Annotated in this window: 18 protein-coding genes; 5 read left to right on the forward strand and 13 right to left on the reverse strand. The window is 64.3% G+C overall.

Annotated elements, in window-relative coordinates; genetic code table 11:
* Positions 1 to 16: 16 nt before the first annotated feature.
* A complete protein-coding gene (locus AC0L3A_RS03830; protein WP_473253627.1) occupies positions 17 to 787 on the forward strand; it encodes a LamB/YcsF family protein in 771 nt (256 codons plus the stop codon).
* Positions 788 to 893: 106 nt separating this feature from the next.
* On the opposite strand, the gene AC0L3A_RS03835 is transcribed toward AC0L3A_RS03830, so the two are convergent.
* The 5 genes from AC0L3A_RS03835 to AC0L3A_RS03855 all read right to left on the reverse strand — a co-directional run bounded on the left by AC0L3A_RS03835 (position 894) and on the right by AC0L3A_RS03855 (position 6,714).
* Complete coding sequence (locus AC0L3A_RS03835) at positions 894 to 1,046, reverse strand: hypothetical protein (protein WP_007590908.1); 153 nt, start codon at positions 1,044 to 1,046, stop codon at positions 894 to 896.
* A gap of 200 nt (positions 1,047 to 1,246) precedes the next feature.
* Positions 1,247 to 2,854, reverse strand: coding sequence for a sulfite reductase subunit alpha (locus AC0L3A_RS03840; protein ID WP_473253628.1), 1,608 nt, complete (start codon positions 2,852 to 2,854; stop codon positions 1,247 to 1,249).
* Positions 2,851 to 4,632: a NirA family protein gene (locus AC0L3A_RS03845; protein WP_473253629.1), complete on the reverse strand. Its 1,782-nt coding sequence runs from the start codon at positions 4,630 to 4,632 to the stop codon at positions 2,851 to 2,853. Before AC0L3A_RS03845 ends, AC0L3A_RS03840 begins: the two co-directional genes overlap by 4 nt.
* A 331-nt stretch (positions 4,633 to 4,963) precedes the next feature.
* Positions 4,964 to 6,127 carry a CmpA/NrtA family ABC transporter substrate-binding protein gene (locus AC0L3A_RS03850; protein WP_007590902.1) on the reverse strand — a complete coding sequence of 388 codons (1,164 nt, stop codon included), beginning with the start codon at positions 6,125 to 6,127 and terminating at the stop codon, positions 4,964 to 4,966.
* Complete coding sequence (locus AC0L3A_RS03855; RefSeq protein ID WP_007590901.1) at positions 6,124 to 6,714, reverse strand: ANTAR domain-containing response regulator; 591 nt, start codon at positions 6,712 to 6,714, stop codon at positions 6,124 to 6,126. The genes AC0L3A_RS03850 and AC0L3A_RS03855 overlap by 4 nt, the downstream gene beginning before the upstream one ends.
* Positions 6,715 to 6,825: 111 nt before the next feature.
* Here AC0L3A_RS03855 and rimO point away from each other — a divergent pair, with 111 nt between their 5' ends.
* Complete coding sequence (gene rimO, locus AC0L3A_RS03860; protein ID WP_007590900.1) at positions 6,826 to 8,151, forward strand: 30S ribosomal protein S12 methylthiotransferase RimO; 1,326 nt, start codon at positions 6,826 to 6,828, stop codon at positions 8,149 to 8,151.
* Between the two features lie 77 nt (positions 8,152 to 8,228).
* Here the strand turns inward: rimO and AC0L3A_RS03865 are convergent, their stop codons facing one another.
* From AC0L3A_RS03865 to AC0L3A_RS03875, 3 genes are all read right to left on the reverse strand, one after another.
* The gene (locus AC0L3A_RS03865; RefSeq protein ID WP_473253630.1) at positions 8,229 to 8,672 is read right to left on the reverse strand and encodes a carboxymuconolactone decarboxylase family protein; all 444 of its coding nucleotides are present in this window, start codon (positions 8,670 to 8,672) and stop codon (positions 8,229 to 8,231) included.
* Positions 8,605 to 9,036, reverse strand: a complete 432-nt coding sequence (locus AC0L3A_RS03870; RefSeq protein WP_007590893.1) for a MerR family transcriptional regulator — start codon at positions 9,034 to 9,036, stop codon at positions 8,605 to 8,607. The genes AC0L3A_RS03865 and AC0L3A_RS03870 overlap by 68 nt, the downstream gene beginning before the upstream one ends.
* Before the next feature lie 125 nt (positions 9,037 to 9,161).
* Positions 9,162 to 10,109, reverse strand: coding sequence for a hypothetical protein (locus tag AC0L3A_RS03875; protein ID WP_473253631.1), 948 nt, complete (start codon positions 10,107 to 10,109; stop codon positions 9,162 to 9,164).
* 403 nt (positions 10,110 to 10,512) lie between these two features.
* Here AC0L3A_RS03875 and AC0L3A_RS03880 point away from each other — a divergent pair, with 403 nt between their 5' ends.
* Complete coding sequence (locus AC0L3A_RS03880; RefSeq protein ID WP_473253632.1) at positions 10,513 to 11,709, forward strand: acetylornithine transaminase; 1,197 nt, start codon at positions 10,513 to 10,515, stop codon at positions 11,707 to 11,709.
* Between the two features lie 97 nt (positions 11,710 to 11,806).
* On the opposite strand, the gene AC0L3A_RS03885 is transcribed toward AC0L3A_RS03880, so the two are convergent.
* The 3 genes from AC0L3A_RS03885 to pcsA all read right to left on the reverse strand — a co-directional run bounded on the left by AC0L3A_RS03885 (position 11,807) and on the right by pcsA (position 14,353).
* Entirely contained in the window at positions 11,807 to 12,781 is a 975-nt protein-coding gene (locus AC0L3A_RS03885) for a quinone oxidoreductase family protein (RefSeq protein WP_007590887.1), read from the reverse strand.
* 73 nt (positions 12,782 to 12,854) lie between these two features.
* Complete coding sequence (locus AC0L3A_RS03890; protein WP_473253633.1) at positions 12,855 to 13,589, reverse strand: TerC family protein; 735 nt, start codon at positions 13,587 to 13,589, stop codon at positions 12,855 to 12,857.
* Positions 13,586 to 14,353: a phosphatidylcholine synthase gene (pcsA, locus tag AC0L3A_RS03895; RefSeq protein ID WP_007590883.1), complete on the reverse strand. Its 768-nt coding sequence runs from the start codon at positions 14,351 to 14,353 to the stop codon at positions 13,586 to 13,588. The genes AC0L3A_RS03890 and pcsA overlap by 4 nt, the downstream gene beginning before the upstream one ends.
* A gap of 87 nt (positions 14,354 to 14,440) precedes the next feature.
* Here pcsA and AC0L3A_RS03900 point away from each other — a divergent pair, with 87 nt between their 5' ends.
* Complete coding sequence (locus AC0L3A_RS03900) at positions 14,441 to 15,625, forward strand: UbiH/UbiF family hydroxylase (protein ID WP_007590881.1); 1,185 nt, start codon at positions 14,441 to 14,443, stop codon at positions 15,623 to 15,625.
* A 7-nt stretch (positions 15,626 to 15,632) separates the two neighbouring features.
* On the opposite strand, the gene AC0L3A_RS03905 is transcribed toward AC0L3A_RS03900, so the two are convergent.
* A complete protein-coding gene (locus tag AC0L3A_RS03905) occupies positions 15,633 to 16,586 on the reverse strand; it encodes an AEC family transporter (RefSeq protein WP_354160822.1) in 954 nt (317 codons plus the stop codon).
* 106 nt (positions 16,587 to 16,692) lie between these two features.
* Here AC0L3A_RS03905 and hspQ point away from each other — a divergent pair, with 106 nt between their 5' ends.
* The gene (hspQ, locus tag AC0L3A_RS03910; RefSeq protein WP_007590865.1) at positions 16,693 to 17,025 is read left to right on the forward strand and encodes a heat shock protein HspQ; all 333 of its coding nucleotides are present in this window, start codon (positions 16,693 to 16,695) and stop codon (positions 17,023 to 17,025) included.
* Positions 17,026 to 17,102: 77 nt separating this feature from the next.
* Here hspQ and AC0L3A_RS03915 read toward each other — a convergent pair whose 3' ends face one another.
* The gene (locus AC0L3A_RS03915) at positions 17,103 to 17,906 is read right to left on the reverse strand and encodes an invasion associated locus B family protein (RefSeq protein ID WP_219684367.1); all 804 of its coding nucleotides are present in this window, start codon (positions 17,904 to 17,906) and stop codon (positions 17,103 to 17,105) included.
* Between the last annotated feature and the right edge of the window lie 17 nt (positions 17,907 to 17,923).

Consider the following 17,923-nt stretch of genomic DNA (forward strand, 5'->3'; position numbering starts at 1 on the left):
AGATGGAGAGCAGCCCATGAAGACGATCGATCTCAATTGCGATCTCGGCGAAGGTTTTGGCGCGTGGGAGATGGGCAACGATGCCGCGATGATCGAACTGGCGAGCTCAGTCAACGTCGCCTGCGGCTTCCACGCCGGCGATCCCGATATCATGCGCCGGACGGTCGAGCTGGCGAAGGCGCGCGGCGTCTCGGTCGGCGCGCATCCTGGATATCGCGACCTGCATGGCTTCGGCCGCCATCCGATCGCGGGCCTGAAGGCCTCCGAGATCGAGAACCTCGTCGCCTACCAGATCGGCGCGCTGCAGGCGATCGCGACCGCAGCCGGCCACAAGGTCACGCATGTGAAGGCGCATGGCGCACTCTCCAACGTCGCCTGCGAGGACGATATGACCGCGAAGGCGATCGCGGCCGGCATCAAGGCGGTCGATCCCGGCTTGATCTTTGTCGTGCTCGCCAATTCGAAGCTGGTGAAGGCCGGCGAAGCCGCCAATCTGCCGATGGTGCATGAGGTGTTCGCCGACCGCGCCTATGAGGACGACGGCAATCTCGTCTCGCGCAAGAAGGAGGGCGCGGTGCTGCATGACGCCAAGGCGATCGCCGACCGCGTGGTGCGCATGGTGCAGGACGGTGCGGTGGTTTCGGTCACGGGCAAGGTCATCAAGATGCGAATCGACACGGTGTGCATCCACGGCGATACGCCCGGCGCGGTCGAGATCGCGCGCGGTCTGCGGCAGGCTTTGAAGGACGCAGGGATCGAGGTCGCGCCGTTCAGGCGCGGGGCGTGAGGTTGGTCCGTAGGGTGGGTTAGCGAAGCGTAACCCACCCTGGCTCAGCGCATGCGGAACGAAGTTGGTAGGTTACGCCTTCGGCTAACCCACCCTACGCGGGTCATCAGAACGGGTGCACCGAGAGCGTGCCGAACACGATGGCGGCGATGACCGCGAAGGCGCTGTACATCGCGGCATGATGCACACTCGCCCCGGTCCGCCGCGAGAGCGAGCGCGCGTAGAAGTGCAGCCTGGCTTCCGCCGATAGCTCGCGCATGGTCGATCTCCAACGCCCCATTTGCGGGATTATGAGGGATCAACCGGGGTGGCGGGCAAGAGTCCCGCGGAAATAGCGATGCAGGTTCTCTGAAGACCCCGCAGCGCAGGAGCAAATTCTCCCTGCGTGCAGGTTCCGAGAATCTTATTCGTTCAAATCCGAGCCAGTTGGAACTGACTCGGATGACGGTGAGATGACAGCTAGTAGACGTCAGCCTGGAACCGGCCCGTCTTCTTGAGCTCGGCGACAAAACTGACGGCTTCGTCGGTCGAACGCGCCCCGAACTGGGCGACGATATCGACCAGCGCGCGCTCGACGTCCTTGGCCATGCGCTTGGCATCGCCGCAGATGTAGAGATGCGCCCCCTCGGCAAGCCACGTCCACAGCTCGCGGCCGACCTCGCGCATGCGGTCCTGCACGTAGAACTTCTTCTCGCCGTCGCGCGACCACGCCAGCGACATGCGCGTGAGCAGGCCCGAGGTCTTCATCGCGTTGAGCTCCTCCTGGTAGAAGAAGTCGCAATCGCTGCGCTGATGGCCGAAGAACAGCCAGTTCTTGCCGGGCGCACCGGTCGCCTTGCGGTCGAACAGGAAGGCGCGGAACGGCGCAATGCCGGTGCCGGGGCCGATCATGATGATTGGCGTCTTCGGATCCTGTGGCAGGCCGAAATTGTGCGCCTTCTGCACATAGACCTTGAGCTTCTCGCCCTCCGCGATGCGCTCGCCGAGGAAAGTCGAGGCGACGCCGATACGCTTGCGCTTGCCGATCACGTAGCGCACGGAATCGACCGTCAGCGACAACTTTCCAGGCGTCGCATTGTGCGACGACGAGATCGAATAGAGCCGCGGCTGCAGCGGCTCCAGCGCCTCGACGAAGGCTTCAGGATGCGGCCGCGTGCCCGAGAACTTCTGCAGCGCCGCCATGACGTCGAGCGTGGCGGCATCGCCATCGGGATCCTCGCCCTGCGCCAGTGCCCGCGCCTTCTCGCGCTGCGCGCCGCCAGTGATGAAGGAGAGCAGTTCGAACAGCGTGTCGGGCGCCGGCGACAGCGAGACGTCGTCGATCAGCACCTCGCGCAGCGTCTTGCCATTGACCTTGGTGGTGTGGGACGCGCCGAGCAACGCGATGACCTGGTCGACGAGACCGAGCTCGTTGCGCGCGAACACGCCAAAACTGTCACCGACGACATAGTCGAGCTTGCTCTCGGAGAGATCGAACTCGACGTGATAGGTTTCCTTCTCGGACTTTCCCTTGTTGAGAAGACGGCGCGACAGGAAGGTCGCCGCAACAGGGTTGTCGCGCGAGCGGCCGGGCTCGGCGATCGTCACGGTCACGGCGGGGGCCGCCACAGCGTCTTGCTTGTCGCCAGCCTTTGCCGCCGGCGCCTTGTCCAGCTCTTCATGCAGTGACTTCAGCATCCGCGCGGTTTCCTTGCCGCCGGGGACGCAAAGGTTGAGCCGCGCTTCACTGCGGCTCGCGATCGCCTCCGAATAGTCGTGGCAATTGTAGCCGCACTGCCCGCAATCCTGCTGCGCCATCGCCGCCATCATCTTGCGCCGCACGGGACGGCCTTCGGCGAGTTTCATCCGATCGGCGATCGGCATGGTCTGGTCGTGCCACGGCGCTTCACCGTCATCACCATCACCGCCTTGCATGACAGCAGCGCCCTGCTCGGCCGACAGCGGCGTGGCCGCGTCAGGCGACAGCAGCCCGGCAAAGAAGCCGTTCAGCCAGGAGCGTTGCGCGTCGGAGAACGGGGCACTCGTGGGAATGATGTCGAGTTTGGGTGGAGGGCTGATCTGGTTCATGAAGACACCTCGGCATCGGCAAGCTTGCGCAGCGTCTCGCCGTCGTGGCGGCGCGCAAAGGACAGGAACGTCTCGTCGGGCGACGAGCGATGGGCGATATAGGCCTTGAGCAACCCTTCGACCGTCTTCGGCGCGTCTTCGGCCTTGAGGTCGTGGTAGACCTCCTGCCCGACGTCGGCGTCAGGACCGAACCCGCCGCCGGTGAAGAGATGATAGCCCTCGACAGTGTCCTCGTCGTTCACCGGCACGCGCGCCCCGATCAGGCCGATGTCGCTGATGTAGTGCTGGGCACAGGAATGGTGGCAGCCGGTGACGTGGATGTTGACCGGCTTGTCCATCTCGACGCGCGGCTCGCACCAGTCGCCGATCTCGGCAGCGTGGCGTTTGGTGTTGGAGGCGGCAAAGCGGCAACCGGCATTGCCGGTGCAGGCGATCAGGCCGGCGCGGATGTGCGACGCCTCGACCGCGAGCCCGATCTGCTTGATCGCCGCGATGGCAAGCTCGACATTCTCGTCGCGCACCCCTGATATCAGCAGGTTCTGCCAGACGGTCAGACGGATCTCGCCGTCACCGAGGTCCCGCGCCACCTTGGCGAGGCCCCGCATCTGATCGCAGCTGATCTTGCCGAGCGTCAGCGACACGCCGATCCAGTTGAGGCCGTCCTGCCTCTGCTTGTGCACGCCGACATGCGCCATGCGGTCCGCGGCCGGCCGCGGCGCAAACGCCTCTTCCGGCACGCGCGTAAACGGCGTCTTCAGCCGCTCTTCGACGAGCTTGAGGAAACCGTCATGGCCCATCGCGTCGAGCACGTATTTCAACCGCGCCTTGTTGCGGTTGGTGCGGTCGCCGTGTTCGATGAAGACGCGCACGATGGCGTCGGCAACGGCGGTCGCGTTTTCAGGCTTCACGACGATGCCGGAATATTTGGCAAAGTCCTTGTGGCCGGTGATGCCGCCGAGGCCGAGGCGGAACCAGGTCCCGGGCTCGACGCCGAAGCCGTCCTTCACCTCGACCGCCGTGAAAGCGATGTCGTTGGTCTCCTCGAGCACGGCGATCCTGCCGGCACCGTCGAAGGCGACGTTGAACTTGCGCGGCAAGCCATACAACGAGCGATCGTTCAGGATGTGGTAGTGCCACTCGCGCGCACAAGGCCGTGTGTCGATCAGCTCCTGCGGATCGATGCCCGCCGTCGGCGTTCCCGTCACGTTGCGGATGTTGTCGGCGCCGGAGCCGCGCGAGCACAGGCCGAGGTCCTGAATGCCCTCGATCAGCTTCACGGCGTTCTTCGGCGGGATCTCGCGAAGCTGCAGGTTGGCGCGCGTCGTGACGTGGCTGTAGGGACCGCACGTTTCATCGGCGAGATCGGCAAGGCCGGTCAGCTGCCAATGCTTCATGATGCCGTTCGGAATGCGGAGACGGCACATGTAGGAGTCCTGCGTCGGCGCGACGTAGAAGATGCCGTAATAGCGCCAGCGGAAATTGTCCGCCGGGCTCGGCGGCGTATTGTCGAGCGCCTGCTGGCGGAGACGCGGATACGCATCGAAGGGATGCTCGTCGCGCTTGACCTTCTCCTGGTCGGCGAGCTTCTTGCCCGCGGCGATGACCTTGTCCTGCGCCTTGATGTGCACGGCATCGGGACCGGTCGGCTCGGTGTTCGCCTTGCCGGCGCCGCCGCCGAGACCGCGACCGACGCGACTGATCTGCAGACCGGTCGTGAAGCCTTCGAGATAGCGTTTCTGGTCGTCGGTAAAGTCGACTGAGACGGTGTCGAGTTTCATGGTCAGTAACGAAGCTCCTGCGGCCACCTGGGTGGTATCGACGGAAAGTGCACGACCCGCGAGGAGCTCGGCTGGCTCGAGAGCCGGCTGTGCACCCAACGGTCCGATCAGCTTCGTTGCTGGGGACTGGCGCAGCAGGCATCTGTGACAGGCTGGCCGCACTGCAACATTCAAGTTGCGTGCCAGCTTCGACGAAATGAAAATGTGTGTCGTATCAAGCAATTAAGAGCGCAAAAGGGAACTCAGGGCTCTGGAGCTCTTACGAAATTCGAGCAGTCGGCCTAAAATTTAGACTCGGATCTCCGGCGCTCAAAAACGGTGCAGGCCCGAATCACACCTTCCAGCGGCCTACCGCGAAGGCTTCGAGATGCCCCCGAATATTGGCGGGATCGAAGGCGGGGCCGGCGAATGCGCCGAATGCCGCGGGGGCTTGAGCGGGCGGCCGGCGGCCGAGGGCGCCGTCGTAGAGGTCGGGCCTGAACACGGCCATGGCCGTCTTGACGCCGTCGGCCGTCAGCGTCGTCTGCCCCCAGCGAACCATCTGCGCATAAAGCCAGGCGGCCTGGACCGGATCGGGGCGCCCTGCTTCCTCGCGTCCCACCAGGAGGTAGCTGCCGCTCTCGCGAAAGGTGCCATCCGGCGAAATCTTGAGGCGTCCCGTGAGGGTGCGCTGAATGACTTCGGCATCGACACCGATCCGCTCGGGCTGCGCCAGGATCTGCGCCGCTTCGGTCCGGTTTTCCGGATGCTCGATGAACTCGGCGGCTTTCACCGCCGCGCGCACCAGGCTGGCGACCACGTCCGGATTCTTGTCGGCCCAGACCTGGCGGAGCGCCAGCACCTTCTCCGCCGCATGGGCCAGGATGTCGGAGACGAAATGCAGGATGTGGCCGATCCCGAGATCGACCGCGATCGAATTCCAGGGCGCGCCGACGCAGAACGCATCGACATGCCCATTTGCGAGACTGTCGACCATATAGGGCGGCGGAAGCACCACCAGCCGCACGTCCTCGTCGGGATCGACGCCGGCCGCCGCCATCCAGAACCGCAATTGATAATTGTGGGTCGAGAACGGGAAGGTCATGCCGAAGGTCAACGGATCGGCCCCCGCTTTGCGCCGCTTGGCGACCACGCGCGCCAATGCTTTTGCCGTGGCGAGCGGATCGAAGCGGTCGCCGTCGATCTCCTCCATCAGCCCGGCATGAAGCGCCGGCGAGACTGTGATCGCGTTACCGTTGATGCCGAGATTGAAGGGCGCCGCAATCGGCACCTTGACATGCCCGAGACCGAGCGAGGACGCGATCGCGACGGGCGCGAGCAGGTGCGCGGCGTCGAACAAGCCGATATTGAGCTTGTCGCGGACGTTGGACCAGGAGACCTCGCGGACCAGTTCGACCTCGAGCCCTTCGGCCGCGGCAAATCCCTTGTCGACGGCAACGATCAGCGCTGCGGCATCGACCAGCGGAATGAACCCGATGCGGAGGGGAGTGGTCATTTCAGCATCTCCGACGCGGTGATGATCGACTGGGCGATCTCGCCGATTTTCTTCTTCTCGCGCATCGCGGTGGAGCGCAGCAGCACATAGGCCTCGTCCTCGGTCAGGCCCTTCACCTTCATCAGGATGCCCTTGGCCTTCTCGATGACCTTGCGATCCTCGAGCTGCGACTTGGTACGCTCCAGTTCCTCCTGGAGTTTTGCGAAGGCATTGAAGCGCGACACGCAGAGGTCGAGGATCGGCTTGATGCGCTCCTTCCTCAGCCCGTCGACGATATAGGCGGAGACCCCCGCCTCGACCGAGGCCTGGATCGAGGATGAATCGCTCTGGTCGACGAACATCGCGATCGGCCGCTTCACGGCGCGGCTGACCTGGAACATCGCTTCCAGCACGTCGCGACTGGGGTTTTCCAGATCGATCAGGATGATATCAGGGTCGACCGCATAAATACGGGCGAGCAGGCTCTGCATCTCGCGGATATGGACGATCTGCGTGAATCCGGCCTCCCGCAACCCTTCTTCGAGGATCGCAGCCCGGATCGGGCTTTCATCGACGATCACGATTTTGGGCGACTGTTCGGCGCTCATTGCTCACTCACCACCAGTGATTCATCCATAGCATGCCCGCCGGCCATGCAAAGGGTTGTAATTATGGGCAATTGGGACTAGCTCAACCCTGTCAATCAGGCAGATTTGGATATGGATCAGACGGCTGCGCCGAAGGTCAGCTTCGTGTCGCTCGGGTGCCCCAAGGCTTTGGTGGATTCCGAGCGCATCATCACGCGCCTGCGCGCCGAGGGCTATGAGCTCGCCCGCAAGCATGACGGGGCCGACATCGTCATCGTCAACACCTGCGGCTTCCTCGACAGCGCCAAGCAGGAATCGCTCTCGGCGATCGGCGAGGCCATGGCCGAGAACGGCAAGGTGATCGTGACGGGCTGCATGGGCGCGGAACCCGAGCAGATCGAGCAGGCCTATCCCGGCGTGCTCTCCATCACCGGCCCGCAGCAATATGAGAGCGTGCTGGACGCCGTGCATCGCGCGCTGCCGCCTGCCCACAATCCGCATCTCGATCTGGTGCCGCCGCAGGGCATCAAGCTGACGCCGCGGCACTACGCCTATTTGAAGATCTCCGAGGGCTGCAACAACCGCTGCACCTTCTGCATCATTCCGAAGCTGCGCGGCGACCTGGTCTCGCGTCCGGCCAACGACGTGCTGCGCGAGGCCGAGCGCCTGGTCGGCGCCGGCGTCAAGGAGCTGCTGGTGATCTCGCAGGACACCTCGGCCTATGGCGTCGATCTGAAATACGCCGAGAGTCCGTGGAAGGATCGCCAGGTCCGCGCCAAATTCATCGACCTCGCGCGCGAGCTCGGCGAATTGGGCGCCTGGGTCCGCTTGCAATATGTCTACCCCTACCCGCATGTCGACGAGGTCATCGCGCTGATGAACGAGGGCAAGGTGCTGCCCTATCTCGACATCCCGTTCCAGCACGCGAGCCCCGAGGTGCTGAAGGCGATGAAGCGCCCGGCAGCGCAGGACAAGACGCTGGCGCGCATCAAGCGCTGGCGCGAGCAATGTCCCGATCTCGCTCTGCGCTCGACCTTCATCGTCGGCTTCCCCGGCGAAACCGACGCGGACTTTGCCTATCTGCTCGACTGGCTGGACGAAGCCGAGATCGATCGGCTCGGCTGCTTCAAGTACGAGCCGGTCGCCGGCGCGACCGCGAACGCGATCGAGAACCCCGTGCCGGAAGAGATCAAGCAGGAGCGCTACAACGCGCTGATGGCGCGCCAGCAGAAAATCTCCGCGCGCAGGCTGAAGCGCAAGGTGGGCACCCGCCAGCAGATCATCATCGACGAGGTCGGCCCGACCGTCTCAAAGGGCCGCTCCAAGGCCGATGCGCCGGAGATCGACGGCGCCGTCTACCTGTCGAGCCGCCGCCCCTTGCGCGTCGGCGAGATCGTCACCGCCAAGATCGAACGCGCCGACCAATACGACCTGCACGGCAGCGTCGCGGGATTCTGATCTTCCGCTGTCGCGGTCAGTGCAGCGACGAACTCTCCGCTCCCTCTCCCGCAAGCGGGAGAGGTCGCGAGCCGTCGCTAAGCTACGGCAACATCACGCCCGCCGTTCGCTTCTCCCGACGCCTGCTGTTCGTCACGTGCGGCGAACACTTCCTTGGCTGCGAACAGCCCGTTCAGCGCCGCCGGGAAGCCCGCATAGACGGCCATCTGCATGATGACCTCCACGATCTCGTCGCGAGACAGCCCGACGTTCAGACCCGCCTCGATATGCACCTTGAGCTGAGGCGCGGCATTTCCGAGGGCCGTCAGCGCGGCGATCGTCGCGATCTCGCGATCGCGCAGGCCGAGGCCCGGGCGGCAGTAAATGTCGCCGAACGGAAACTCGATCACGTATCGTGCGAAATCCGGAGCAATGTCGGCGAGCGAGGCGACGACCGCTTCACCAGCTCTGCCGTCAATGCGTAACAGGGCCCGCTGTCCGCGATCGAAGCGGCTTTCGTCTTGCGTTTGGGCGTGCGTCATTTTCCTTCGTCCTCTGTTCGTCGCTGGCATAGCCGGCGATCTTGGTATCAAGGACGAGCAGGCATTCCTGGAGTTCGGCAATCTGCGTGCGCACCTGTTCGCGGTGGACTTCCAGCATCTGCCGCCGGCTTGAGCCGGTAGCGTCGCCTTCGTCACGAAGCGCCGCGTAACGCAACATGTCCCGGATCGGCATTCCCGTGGTCTTGAGCCGACCAAGGAATGCGATCCATGTGAGGATCGATGCGTCAAAGTCACGCTGGCCGGAGCGATCCCGGTCGGCGTATGGCAGCAGCCCGATGCGCTCGTAGTAGCGCAGCGTGTGCGTCGACAGGCCGGTTCGTTTTGCGAGGTCGCCGATCTTCATGTGTGCCCGTTCTCGTACTGACGCATGTACAGATACCCCTTCGAGCGCGCTCTAAGTCAAGGGGGATCGAAGGTGCAAAGATTTCGGCGCGCCGGCGGGGCGGCAGCGTCGCGGCAATCCGGGCTTCAAGATCCCGCCAGCCATTTCGGCACCCAGCGCTCCGGCCGCGGCGCGCGGGCAAGATCGGCTTGTGCCTCGGACAGCTTCGCAGGCTCGCCGTCGATGCTCGGGCGCACATCGTATTCGAAGTTGGGCATGACGCGGCCGTCGGCATAAAGCCCGAAGTTCATCGCGTACCACAGCCCGAGCTCAGGCTGCGCGCGGCGCATCTCCTCGCGCAGATCGCGCAGCAGGGATTCGATCGCGGCGGCTTCCTCGAACGGCTGCGGCCCGCCCGTCAGCACACGCGCCTGGTATTGCCTGCCGACGATCGCGATCTCGAAGCTCGTCCTATCCCAGGGCTTCTTGCCCTTCGGTAGATGCGCGGCGAGGCGCCAGCCGAGTTCGGCCATCAAGCGATGATTGGCCCAGTAGTCTTCGCGATCCCGGCTCCATTTTTCCATGAAACCGCGAAAGTCGGGCAGCTCCGACGGATCGTCATCGGGCGCCGCCATCTCCCCGCTCAGCCGTCCGATGAGCCATTGCGCAAGTTCGACCGTCTGGCATTCGACTTCGTCGTGCGGCTTCAGATCGCTCCAGGCCTTGTCGAATTGTTGCGACGTCAGTTTTGCGAGCAGGCCATCGAGGCTCGGTGCCAGCAGCTCGTAATCGCCCTCGGACCCAAGCCCCACGATCGGCGGATTGTCACGGTCGAGACCCGCGCCATACCAGCCGCCAACAGCCGAGCCATCCGGCAACCGCATGAACAGCGAAAACCTGTCGCGCAAGGGACTGCCGTCGACAATCGGAGCGTGATCGGAGAATTGGCCTTGCAAGGAGAAGCAGCCGACGCTGCCCCAGGGGCGCCCCTCCAACCAGCCGGCGAAGTCCAGCAACAGCGACGGCGCCTCGATGCCCGGCGGAAACGCGCCGCGAATGCTGTCGAGGTCGATCGGATAAGGCGTGTCGGACAAGGTTTAAAACTATCTGGTTGGTCCCGCCCCTCTTGGTCCGAACCGTCATGCGTTCGGTTCGAGCCAATTCGCGTCCTGTGATCACAAACGCGCTAGAGACACAATGGTTTCCAGGCGCGCATCTCTCACCTGCCCCATGCACGCTGCGCGTGTGGTTTGTAAAGCGCCCGCTTGACAAGCCCCACCTTTCGCATGTATTGCCGCGCACCATGATCAACGCTCGGACCCATCAGCGCACCGAAATGCTCCGCCGTCGCTCCCGCGACGATGAGAGGGTGCGCCATGTCCGACGACGCCGCTGAAGCACTGAATTCAGCGTAAGTTTTCGAGAAGGCCGCACCCGCAAGGTGCGGCCTTTTTGCTGTTCGCGCGCCCTTTTCCCCCGCCTCCAGAGGAGTTCGACATGACCAACGCCACCCATCCGTATGACGCGTTGATGGACATCACCGCTCGGCCCAAGGCCGTGTTCGTCCGTGGCGCCGGCTCCTACCTCTGGGACGACAACCGCAAGCGCTATCTCGATTTCGTGCAGGGCTGGGCCGTCAACTGCCTCGGCCACTCCCCGCCCGCGATCGCCGACGCGCTTGCCGCGCAGGCCAAGCGGCTGCTGACGCCGAGCCCGGCCTTCTACAACGAGCCCAGCCTGAAGCTCGCGCAGGCACTGGTCGCAAACAGCGCGTTCGACCAGGTGTTCTTCGCCAATTCCGGCGCGGAAGCCAACGAGGGCGCGATCAAGCTCGCGCGCAAATATGGCGGCATCCACAGAGGTGGCGCATTCGAGATCATCAGCTTCGAAGGCAGCTTTCACGGCCGCACGCTGGCGACGATGTCGGCCTCGGGCAAGAAGGCCTTTGAGCCGCTGTTCGAGCCGAAGGTCGCCGGCTTCAAGAAGGCGAAGCTCAACGACATCGCGTCGGTCGAAAAGCTGATCGACGACAACACCGTCGCTGTGATGCTCGAGCCTATCCAGGGTGAATCAGGCGTGTGGCCGGCGACCGATCAGTTCTTGCAGGAGTTGCGCGCGCTCACCGACGCACACGGCCTCCTCCTGATCTTCGACGAAATCCAGACCGGCATGGGCCGGACCGGCAAGCTCTTCCACTACGAGCACACCGGCATCGCGCCTGATATCATGACGCTCGGCAAGGGCATCGGCGGCGGCGTGCCGCTCGCGGCGCTGCTCGCGACCGACCGCGCCGCCTGCTTCGAGCACGGCGACCAGGGTGGCACGTTCAACGGCAACCCGATCATGTGCGCGGTGGGGCTCGCGGTGCTCGACGAGGTCAACAAGCCGGAGTTCCTGAAGACGGCGACCGAAACCGGGCTGCTGCTCGAAAGCGAATTGCAGAAGGTCTCGGCGCGGCATGGGCTCGGCGAAGTGCGTGGCCGCGGCCTCCTGCTCGCGCTCGACCTCAAGCTGCCGATCGCGCCCGGCATCGTCGCGCAGGCGTTCGAGGCCGGCGTGCTGCTGAACGCGCCGCAGGTCGACACGTTGCGCTTCATGCCGGCGCTGAACGTCACGCGGGCCGAGATCGCCGAGATGATCGATTGTCTGGACGGGATTTTGACCAGGGCAGGCGCGGCACGGCGCGTGGCGTGACGCGTTCGTCGTTGCGAGGAGCGAAGCGACGAAGCAATCCAGACTGCCTCAATGGAAAGATTCTGGATTGCTTCGCTTCGCTCGCAATGACGGCGAGCTACGGCTTCAAGATCGACGCGCCGGTGGTCTTGCGGCTTTCGAGATCGATATGCGCCTTGGCGGCGTCCTTGAGCGCGTAGGCATGGTTGATCGGCACGTGCAGCTTGCCGTTGATGACAGCGGCGAACAGCGTGTCGGCGCCTTCCAGCAATTCCTTGCGCGTGCCGATATAGTCGTTGAGCTTGGGCCGGGTCGCAAACAGCGAGCCGTGAGTGTTGAGCTCGGCGATCGAGAATGGCGGCACCGGGCCTGAGGCATTGCCGAAGGAGACGAACATCCCGCGCGGCTTCAGGCAGGACAGCGAGCCCGGGAACGTCGCCTTGCCGACACCGTCATAAACCACGTCGCAGCCCTCGTTGCGGCTGATCTGTTTGACGCGCGCGACGAAGTCTTCCTCGTTGTAGAGGATGACATGGTCGCAGCCATTGGCCTCGGCAAGCGCAGCCTTCTCGCGCGAGCCGACGGTACCGATAACGTGGGCGCCCATTGCCCTCGCCCATTGGCAGGCGAGCAGGCCGATGCCGCCCGCCGCGGCATGGATCAGCACGCGATGATGCGGCTCGACCTTGAAGGTCTTGTGCAGGAGATACCAGACCGTCAACCCCTTCAGCATCAGCACGGCGCCCTGCTCGTGGGTGATGTGGTCGGGCAGCTTGACCAGCCGCTCCCAGGGGATGTTGCGCTCCCCGGTATAGGCGCCGAGATTGTGGTAGTAGGCGACGCGGTCGCCCGGATGGAAATTCGTCACGCCCGGCCCGACTGCGAGAACCTCGCCCGAGGCCTCGTTGCCGGCGATGAAGGGCAGCCCCGGCGCCTTGTAGAGGCCGGTGCGGTAATAGACGTCGATGAAGTTCAGGCCGACAGCATGCTGGCGGATGCGCACCTCGCCGGGCCCGGGCGCCGGAACATCGACGCTCTCATAGACCAGGGCTTCGGGGCCTCCGACCTTGTGCACACGGACGGCTTTGGTCATCACCTGACCTCCTCTTCTGGCGGACCAGCGAAAGACATCGCGCCCGCCTTGTCAACTCGACCCGGCTGAACGTCTAGACCGACGGCTTGCCGGTTTTCCTGCGGTTGCGTTTTGCCAGCACGTTGAAGAACTCGACCGCCGCCGAGAACGCAATCGCGAAATAGATGTAGCCGCGCGGGATGTGGAATTGGAATCCGTCCGCAACCAGCGCGACGCCGATCAGCACCAGGAAGGCCAGCGCCAGCATTTTCGTGGTCGGGTGCTCCGCGACGAATCGCGACACCGGCCCGGACGAAATGTACATGATGAGACAGGCTATCACGACGGCCGCGATCATGATCTCGAGGTCCTGCGCCATGCCGATCGCGGTGATGATCGAGTCCAGCGAGAACACCATGTCAATGATGACGATCTGCACGATCACCCAGAAGAAAGCGTTACGAGGGGACTTCTCCTCGCCCTCGCCGTCATCGGCTTCGACCTCGCCGTGAATTTCGTGCGTCGCCTTCGCGATCAGGAACAGGCCGCCGCCGATCAGGATCAGGTCGCGCCAGGAGAAGCCGTAACCCGAAAACGAAAACACCGGCGCGGTCAGGCCGATCAGCCAGACCAGGAGGCTGAGCAGGATGATGCGGAAGATCAGCGCCAGCGCCAGCCCGATCTGGCGGGCGCGGTGCGCCTGCTTCTCGGGAATGCGCGAGACGATCACCGACAGGAAGATGACGTTGTCGATGCCGAGTACGATCTCGAGCGCGGTCAGGGTGAGGAGCGCGGCCCAGGCTTCGGGGCTGGTCGACAGGTGCATCATGCGAAGGATCTTGTCAGCCGTATCAATGCGTCGCTAAAGCTGATCCAGAGCGCGATCGCGCAGAGCGCGACAGTCACGCCGGTGCCGACGCGAAAGTCCATCTGCAGCGTGTAGAAGGAGAGCAGAGCCCAGATCGCGATCAGCGACATCGTCAGCCAACGCAGCCGCACGACGCGCACGGGATGCAGCACGTGGAACGGCACGAAGGTCAGCACCACCAGGGCCGCGACCAGCAGCGTCGAGAGCAGCGGCGACCAGTGCAGCAGGAACAGATAGAACGCCGCCGCATTCCACAGCGCCGGAAAACCGCGGAAATGATTGTCCTCCGCCTTCATGCGCAGATCGGCGAAATATAATGCGCTGGTGACGATGATGGCGACGCCGAGCAAGGGTGCTGCGACCGGCAGCAGCAAGCCGCTGGCCACGATCGCATAGGCCGGCACGAAGACGTAGGTGACGAAATCGACCACGAGATCGAGCACGTCGCCCGACCAGTTCGGCTGCACGTCCTTGACGTTGAGCCGCCGCGCGATCGGCCCGTCGATCGCGTCGATGATGAGGGCGACGCCCAGCCATTGAAACATCGCCGCCCAGTGCTCGCGCACGGCCTCAAGCATCGCCAGCAGCGCGATCGCCGCACCGAACGCGGTGAAGATGTGCACCGAGAAGGCGGCGGCGCGGATCGCGGGCCTGGGCTTCAGGGAATCCTCTTGGCTGTCCATGGCTTCTGCTATCAGAATGACACCGGTTTGCACATAAGCCATTGCGGCGCCCGGTCGCACAATTCGTCATAAAATCAGGGAAATATCAGTGGGCTTGAATTTGCCGCGGGGCGTGTCAAATGTCGTTCCATGACAGATGCATCGACACTCTTTGACGCGGCCGTAATCGGCGGCGGACCGGCGGGACTTGGCGCGGCCATCGCATTGGCGCAGGCAGGCGCACGGACCGCACTGGTGGCGCGTCGCGTGCCCTATGCCGACAATCGCACCACGGCGCTACTCGGTGCCTCCGTCGATCTGCTGGAGAGCCTCGACGTCTGGCCGCGCTGCAAGGACAAGGCGGCCGCGCTTGAAATCATGCGGCTCGTCGACGACACCGGCCGGCTGTTTCGCAGCCCCGAGGTCCGGTTCTCCTGCCACGAAATCGGCCTCGATGCCTTCGGTTACAATATCGACAACCGCTCGCTGATGCTGGCGCTGGAGGCGCGCGCGGCCGAACTGCCCGATGTCGTCCGTTTCGACGACGAGGCCGAAACTGTCGTCATCGAAGCCGATGACGTCGCGATCCGCACCGCGGCTGCGCAATTTCTCTCGGCCCGCCTCGTGGTCGGCGCCGACGGCCGGCATTCGCTGTGCCGCCAAGCCTCCGGCATCGCGGTGACGCGGCGCGAGCTGACCCAGACGGCGCTGACCTTCAATGTCGGCCACGCGCGGCCCCATCGCAACGTCTCGACCGAGTTCCACACGCCGCAGGGTCCTTGCGTGTTCGTGCCCCTGCCCGGCGATCGCTCTAGCGTCGTCTGGGTCTCGGCGCCTGCGGACGCAGAGCGACTTCGCGGCCTGAGCGACGAGGAATTGTCCGCCGCGATCGAGAAGCAGTCGCATTCGATCCTCGGACGCATGACGGTCGAGCCAGGCCGCCATCTGTTCCCGCTGGCGATCGAACGTCCAAAATCCTTTGGTCGCGACCGCATCGCGCTGGTCGGCGAAGCCGCCCATGTGGTTCCCCCGATCGGCGCCCAGGGCCTCAATCTCGGCCTTCGCGATGCCGCCGACATTGCGAGGCTCGCAGGCGAGGCCATCGCATCGGGCCAGGATCCCGGCGCGCCCGACGTGCTCAAGCGTTACGACCGGGCCCGGCGCCCGGACATCCTGAGCCGGACTTTTGCGATCGACATCGCCAACCGCTCGCTGCTCAACGATTTCCTGCCGCTCCAGCCTGTCCGCGCGGTCGGCATGCACCTGCTTGGCGCGATCGGCCCGCTGCGCCGCTTCGCCATGCGCGAGGGGCTGACGCCGACTTGGCGGAAGTAACCGCCGCTCAAGGAAACGCCAGCCGCCCGGTCTGGATCGCCCACATCACGCTGGTCAGCGTGACAACGGACGCAAAGGTCCCAAGGAGCACTGCGACGGAGGCGGATTCGATCCAGGCGTCGTTCTGCCGGGCGATGACGAACACGTTCAACGCCGGCGGCAGCGAGGCCATCAGCACGGCGGTCGCGGCCCAGGGCTGCGCGAACGGGCCGAACGCCAGCATCAGGCCGAAAGCTGCGAGCGGGTGGATCAGGAGCTTGATCGCGATCACGCCCGGCACTTCCCACGGGACCCGATCGAACGGACGGAGCGCCACGGTGACGCCGAGCACGAACAGCGCGGTCGGGGCGGCTGCGTTCTGGAGGAAGGTGATGGTGCGATCGAGCGCGACCGGCATCTCGATATGCAGCGATGCGAAGGCCGCGCCGAAACAGGCCGACATGATCAGCGGGTTGAGCACGATCTGCTTCAGCACGACGCCGAAGGCATGCACGATCGAGGGATGATCGCGGTCCGAGAGCTCAATCAGCAGCGGCACGATCGTGAACAGAAAGATGCTGTCGCAGCAGAAGATCAGCGCAGTCGGCGCCGAGGCCTTCGGCCCGAGCACGGCGAGCGCCAGGCCCGGTCCCATGTAGCCGATATTACCGTAGCCGCCCGAGAGCCCGGCAAGCGTCGCCTCGCGCAGTGTCAGCCGGCCGAGAACCTTGCCGATCACCAGCGCGAGTGTGAACGCCGCAACCGTCGACAGCGTGGTCGCGACCAGGAACGGCGGGTTGTTCAATTCCGAAAACGGCGTCTTCGACATGATCGCAAACAGCAGCGCCGGCAGCGACACATAGAGCAGGAAGAAGTTCATCCAGGCGAGGCCCGATTCCGGAAGCGACTTGACCTTGCCACAGGCGAATCCAACGAAGATTAAGCCGAAATAAGGTAGAGCCAGATTGAGGATATCGACCATTGATGAAGTGTTTTCTGAAGATTGTGGGGTTATCTGCCCCGCAACCGCGGGTTAATTCCAGATCAGGGCACTAGCATCGGCCACAATCCTGGTCTATCGACGGGGAATGATTAAAGCGCGGACCGCCAAATTCCAGATCGGACAGGTCGTGCGCCACCGGATCTTCTCGTTCCGGGGCGTGATCTTCGACATCGATCCGGAATTCAACAACACCGAGGAGTGGTGGCTGTCGATCCCCGAGGAGGTGCGGCCCCACAAGGACCAGCCGTTCTATCACCTGCTCGCGGAGAACTCGGAGTCGGAATACGTCGCCTATGTCTCCGAACAGAATCTCGTGCCGGACGATTCCGGCGAGCCGGTCCGGCATTCCCAGGTCGCCGAGATCTTCGTCAAGGACAAGACCGGCGGTTACCGCCCGCGGAATCCATCGCTGAACTGAGTTTCGCCGCCACCAACTGGCCAGCAAAAAAGGCGCTCGAACCGAGCGCCTTTTTCATGTGCGGGATTGATCGCTGATTACTTCTGTCCGGCCGGAGCGGCGCCAGGCGCTTGCTGCTGCTTCTTCTGCAGCTCTTCAGCCTTCTTCTGGAGCTCTTCCTGCAGCTTCCTCTGGGTTTCCTCAAACACCTTCGGATCGGTCGGCGGACCGTCATAGGCCTTCTGGAATTCGCCGGCGAGCGGCAGCGGCAGCGTCAGCGGCGCGCCGTTGGCATTGATCGCCTGAACAACGAGGTTCTGGCCCTTCTTCATGTTGTTGATGAACTCGGGCGTGGCTTCGTAGTCGGACATGCAGCCGTTCTGGAAGCAGATCACATACGGGCTCTGCAACGGCGGATTGTTGTCCACGATGATGCGGGTGCCGTGCACCAGCTGCATGCCGAGCGGCAGCGTCACGCGCAGGATCTTCTTCGGCTCGCCTTCGGGCTCGATGATGACGGCCGCGATGACCGGCTGGCCCGACTCGATACGGCCATCCTTGCCGGTGAAGCAGACCTGCTTGGCGTTGGCGTCCTGGCCCTTGAGGCAGAACTTGGTCCAGGGGGCATAGATCAGCTGGATCTGCTGATCGGCCGGCTGGGCCGCGCCCTGCTGCGCCGGAGCGCCTTGGGCGGGTGCCGGTTGGGCGGGCGCCTGAGCGGCCGGCGCCGGCGCCTTTGGGGCAGCCTTCGGAGCTGCCTTCGGAGCTGCCTTGGGCGCGGGCGCGCCCGGAGCTGGCGCCTGAGCCTCGGCGGCAAACGGCACGGCCAACGCCGTCGCCGTCAACAAGGCGAGAAGTCGCCCGCGCGGCCGGACGGACGCGGCCAAGTAACGGAAATTCATTGCGGAAAACCCTTTCT

Source organism: Bradyrhizobium sp. MI1.3 (assembly GCF_055811695.1).

Coding starts and splice junctions, on each gene's coding strand:
- AC0L3A_RS03830 (WP_473253627.1), top strand. CDS start 17: ATGAAGACGATCGATCTCAATTGCGATCTCGGCGAAGGTTTTGGCGCG.
- AC0L3A_RS03835 (WP_007590908.1), bottom strand. CDS start 1,046: ATGCGCGAGCTATCGGCGGAAGCCAGGCTGCACTTCTACGCGCGCTCG.
- AC0L3A_RS03840 (WP_473253628.1), bottom strand. CDS start 2,854: ATGAACCAGATCAGCCCTCCACCCAAACTCGACATCATTCCCACGAGT.
- AC0L3A_RS03845 (WP_473253629.1), bottom strand. CDS start 4,632: ATGAAACTCGACACCGTCTCAGTCGACTTTACCGACGACCAGAAACGC.
- AC0L3A_RS03850 (WP_007590902.1), bottom strand. CDS start 6,127: ATGACCACTCCCCTCCGCATCGGGTTCATTCCGCTGGTCGATGCCGCA.
- AC0L3A_RS03855 (WP_007590901.1), bottom strand. CDS start 6,714: ATGAGCGCCGAACAGTCGCCCAAAATCGTGATCGTCGATGAAAGCCCG.
- rimO (WP_007590900.1), top strand. CDS start 6,826: ATGGATCAGACGGCTGCGCCGAAGGTCAGCTTCGTGTCGCTCGGGTGC.
- AC0L3A_RS03865 (WP_473253630.1), bottom strand. CDS start 8,672: ATGACGCACGCCCAAACGCAAGACGAAAGCCGCTTCGATCGCGGACAG.
- AC0L3A_RS03870 (WP_007590893.1), bottom strand. CDS start 9,036: ATGAAGATCGGCGACCTCGCAAAACGAACCGGCCTGTCGACGCACACG.
- AC0L3A_RS03880 (WP_473253632.1), top strand. CDS start 10,513: ATGACCAACGCCACCCATCCGTATGACGCGTTGATGGACATCACCGCT.
- AC0L3A_RS03885 (WP_007590887.1), bottom strand. CDS start 12,781: ATGACCAAAGCCGTCCGTGTGCACAAGGTCGGAGGCCCCGAAGCCCTG.
- AC0L3A_RS03890 (WP_473253633.1), bottom strand. CDS start 13,589: ATGATGCACCTGTCGACCAGCCCCGAAGCCTGGGCCGCGCTCCTCACC.
- pcsA (WP_007590883.1), bottom strand. CDS start 14,353: ATGGCTTATGTGCAAACCGGTGTCATTCTGATAGCAGAAGCCATGGAC.
- AC0L3A_RS03900 (WP_007590881.1), top strand. CDS start 14,441: ATGACAGATGCATCGACACTCTTTGACGCGGCCGTAATCGGCGGCGGA.
- AC0L3A_RS03905 (WP_354160822.1), bottom strand. CDS start 16,586: ATGGTCGATATCCTCAATCTGGCTCTACCTTATTTCGGCTTAATCTTC.
- hspQ (WP_007590865.1), top strand. CDS start 16,693: ATGATTAAAGCGCGGACCGCCAAATTCCAGATCGGACAGGTCGTGCGC.
- AC0L3A_RS03915 (WP_219684367.1), bottom strand. CDS start 17,906: ATGAATTTCCGTTACTTGGCCGCGTCCGTCCGGCCGCGCGGGCGACTT.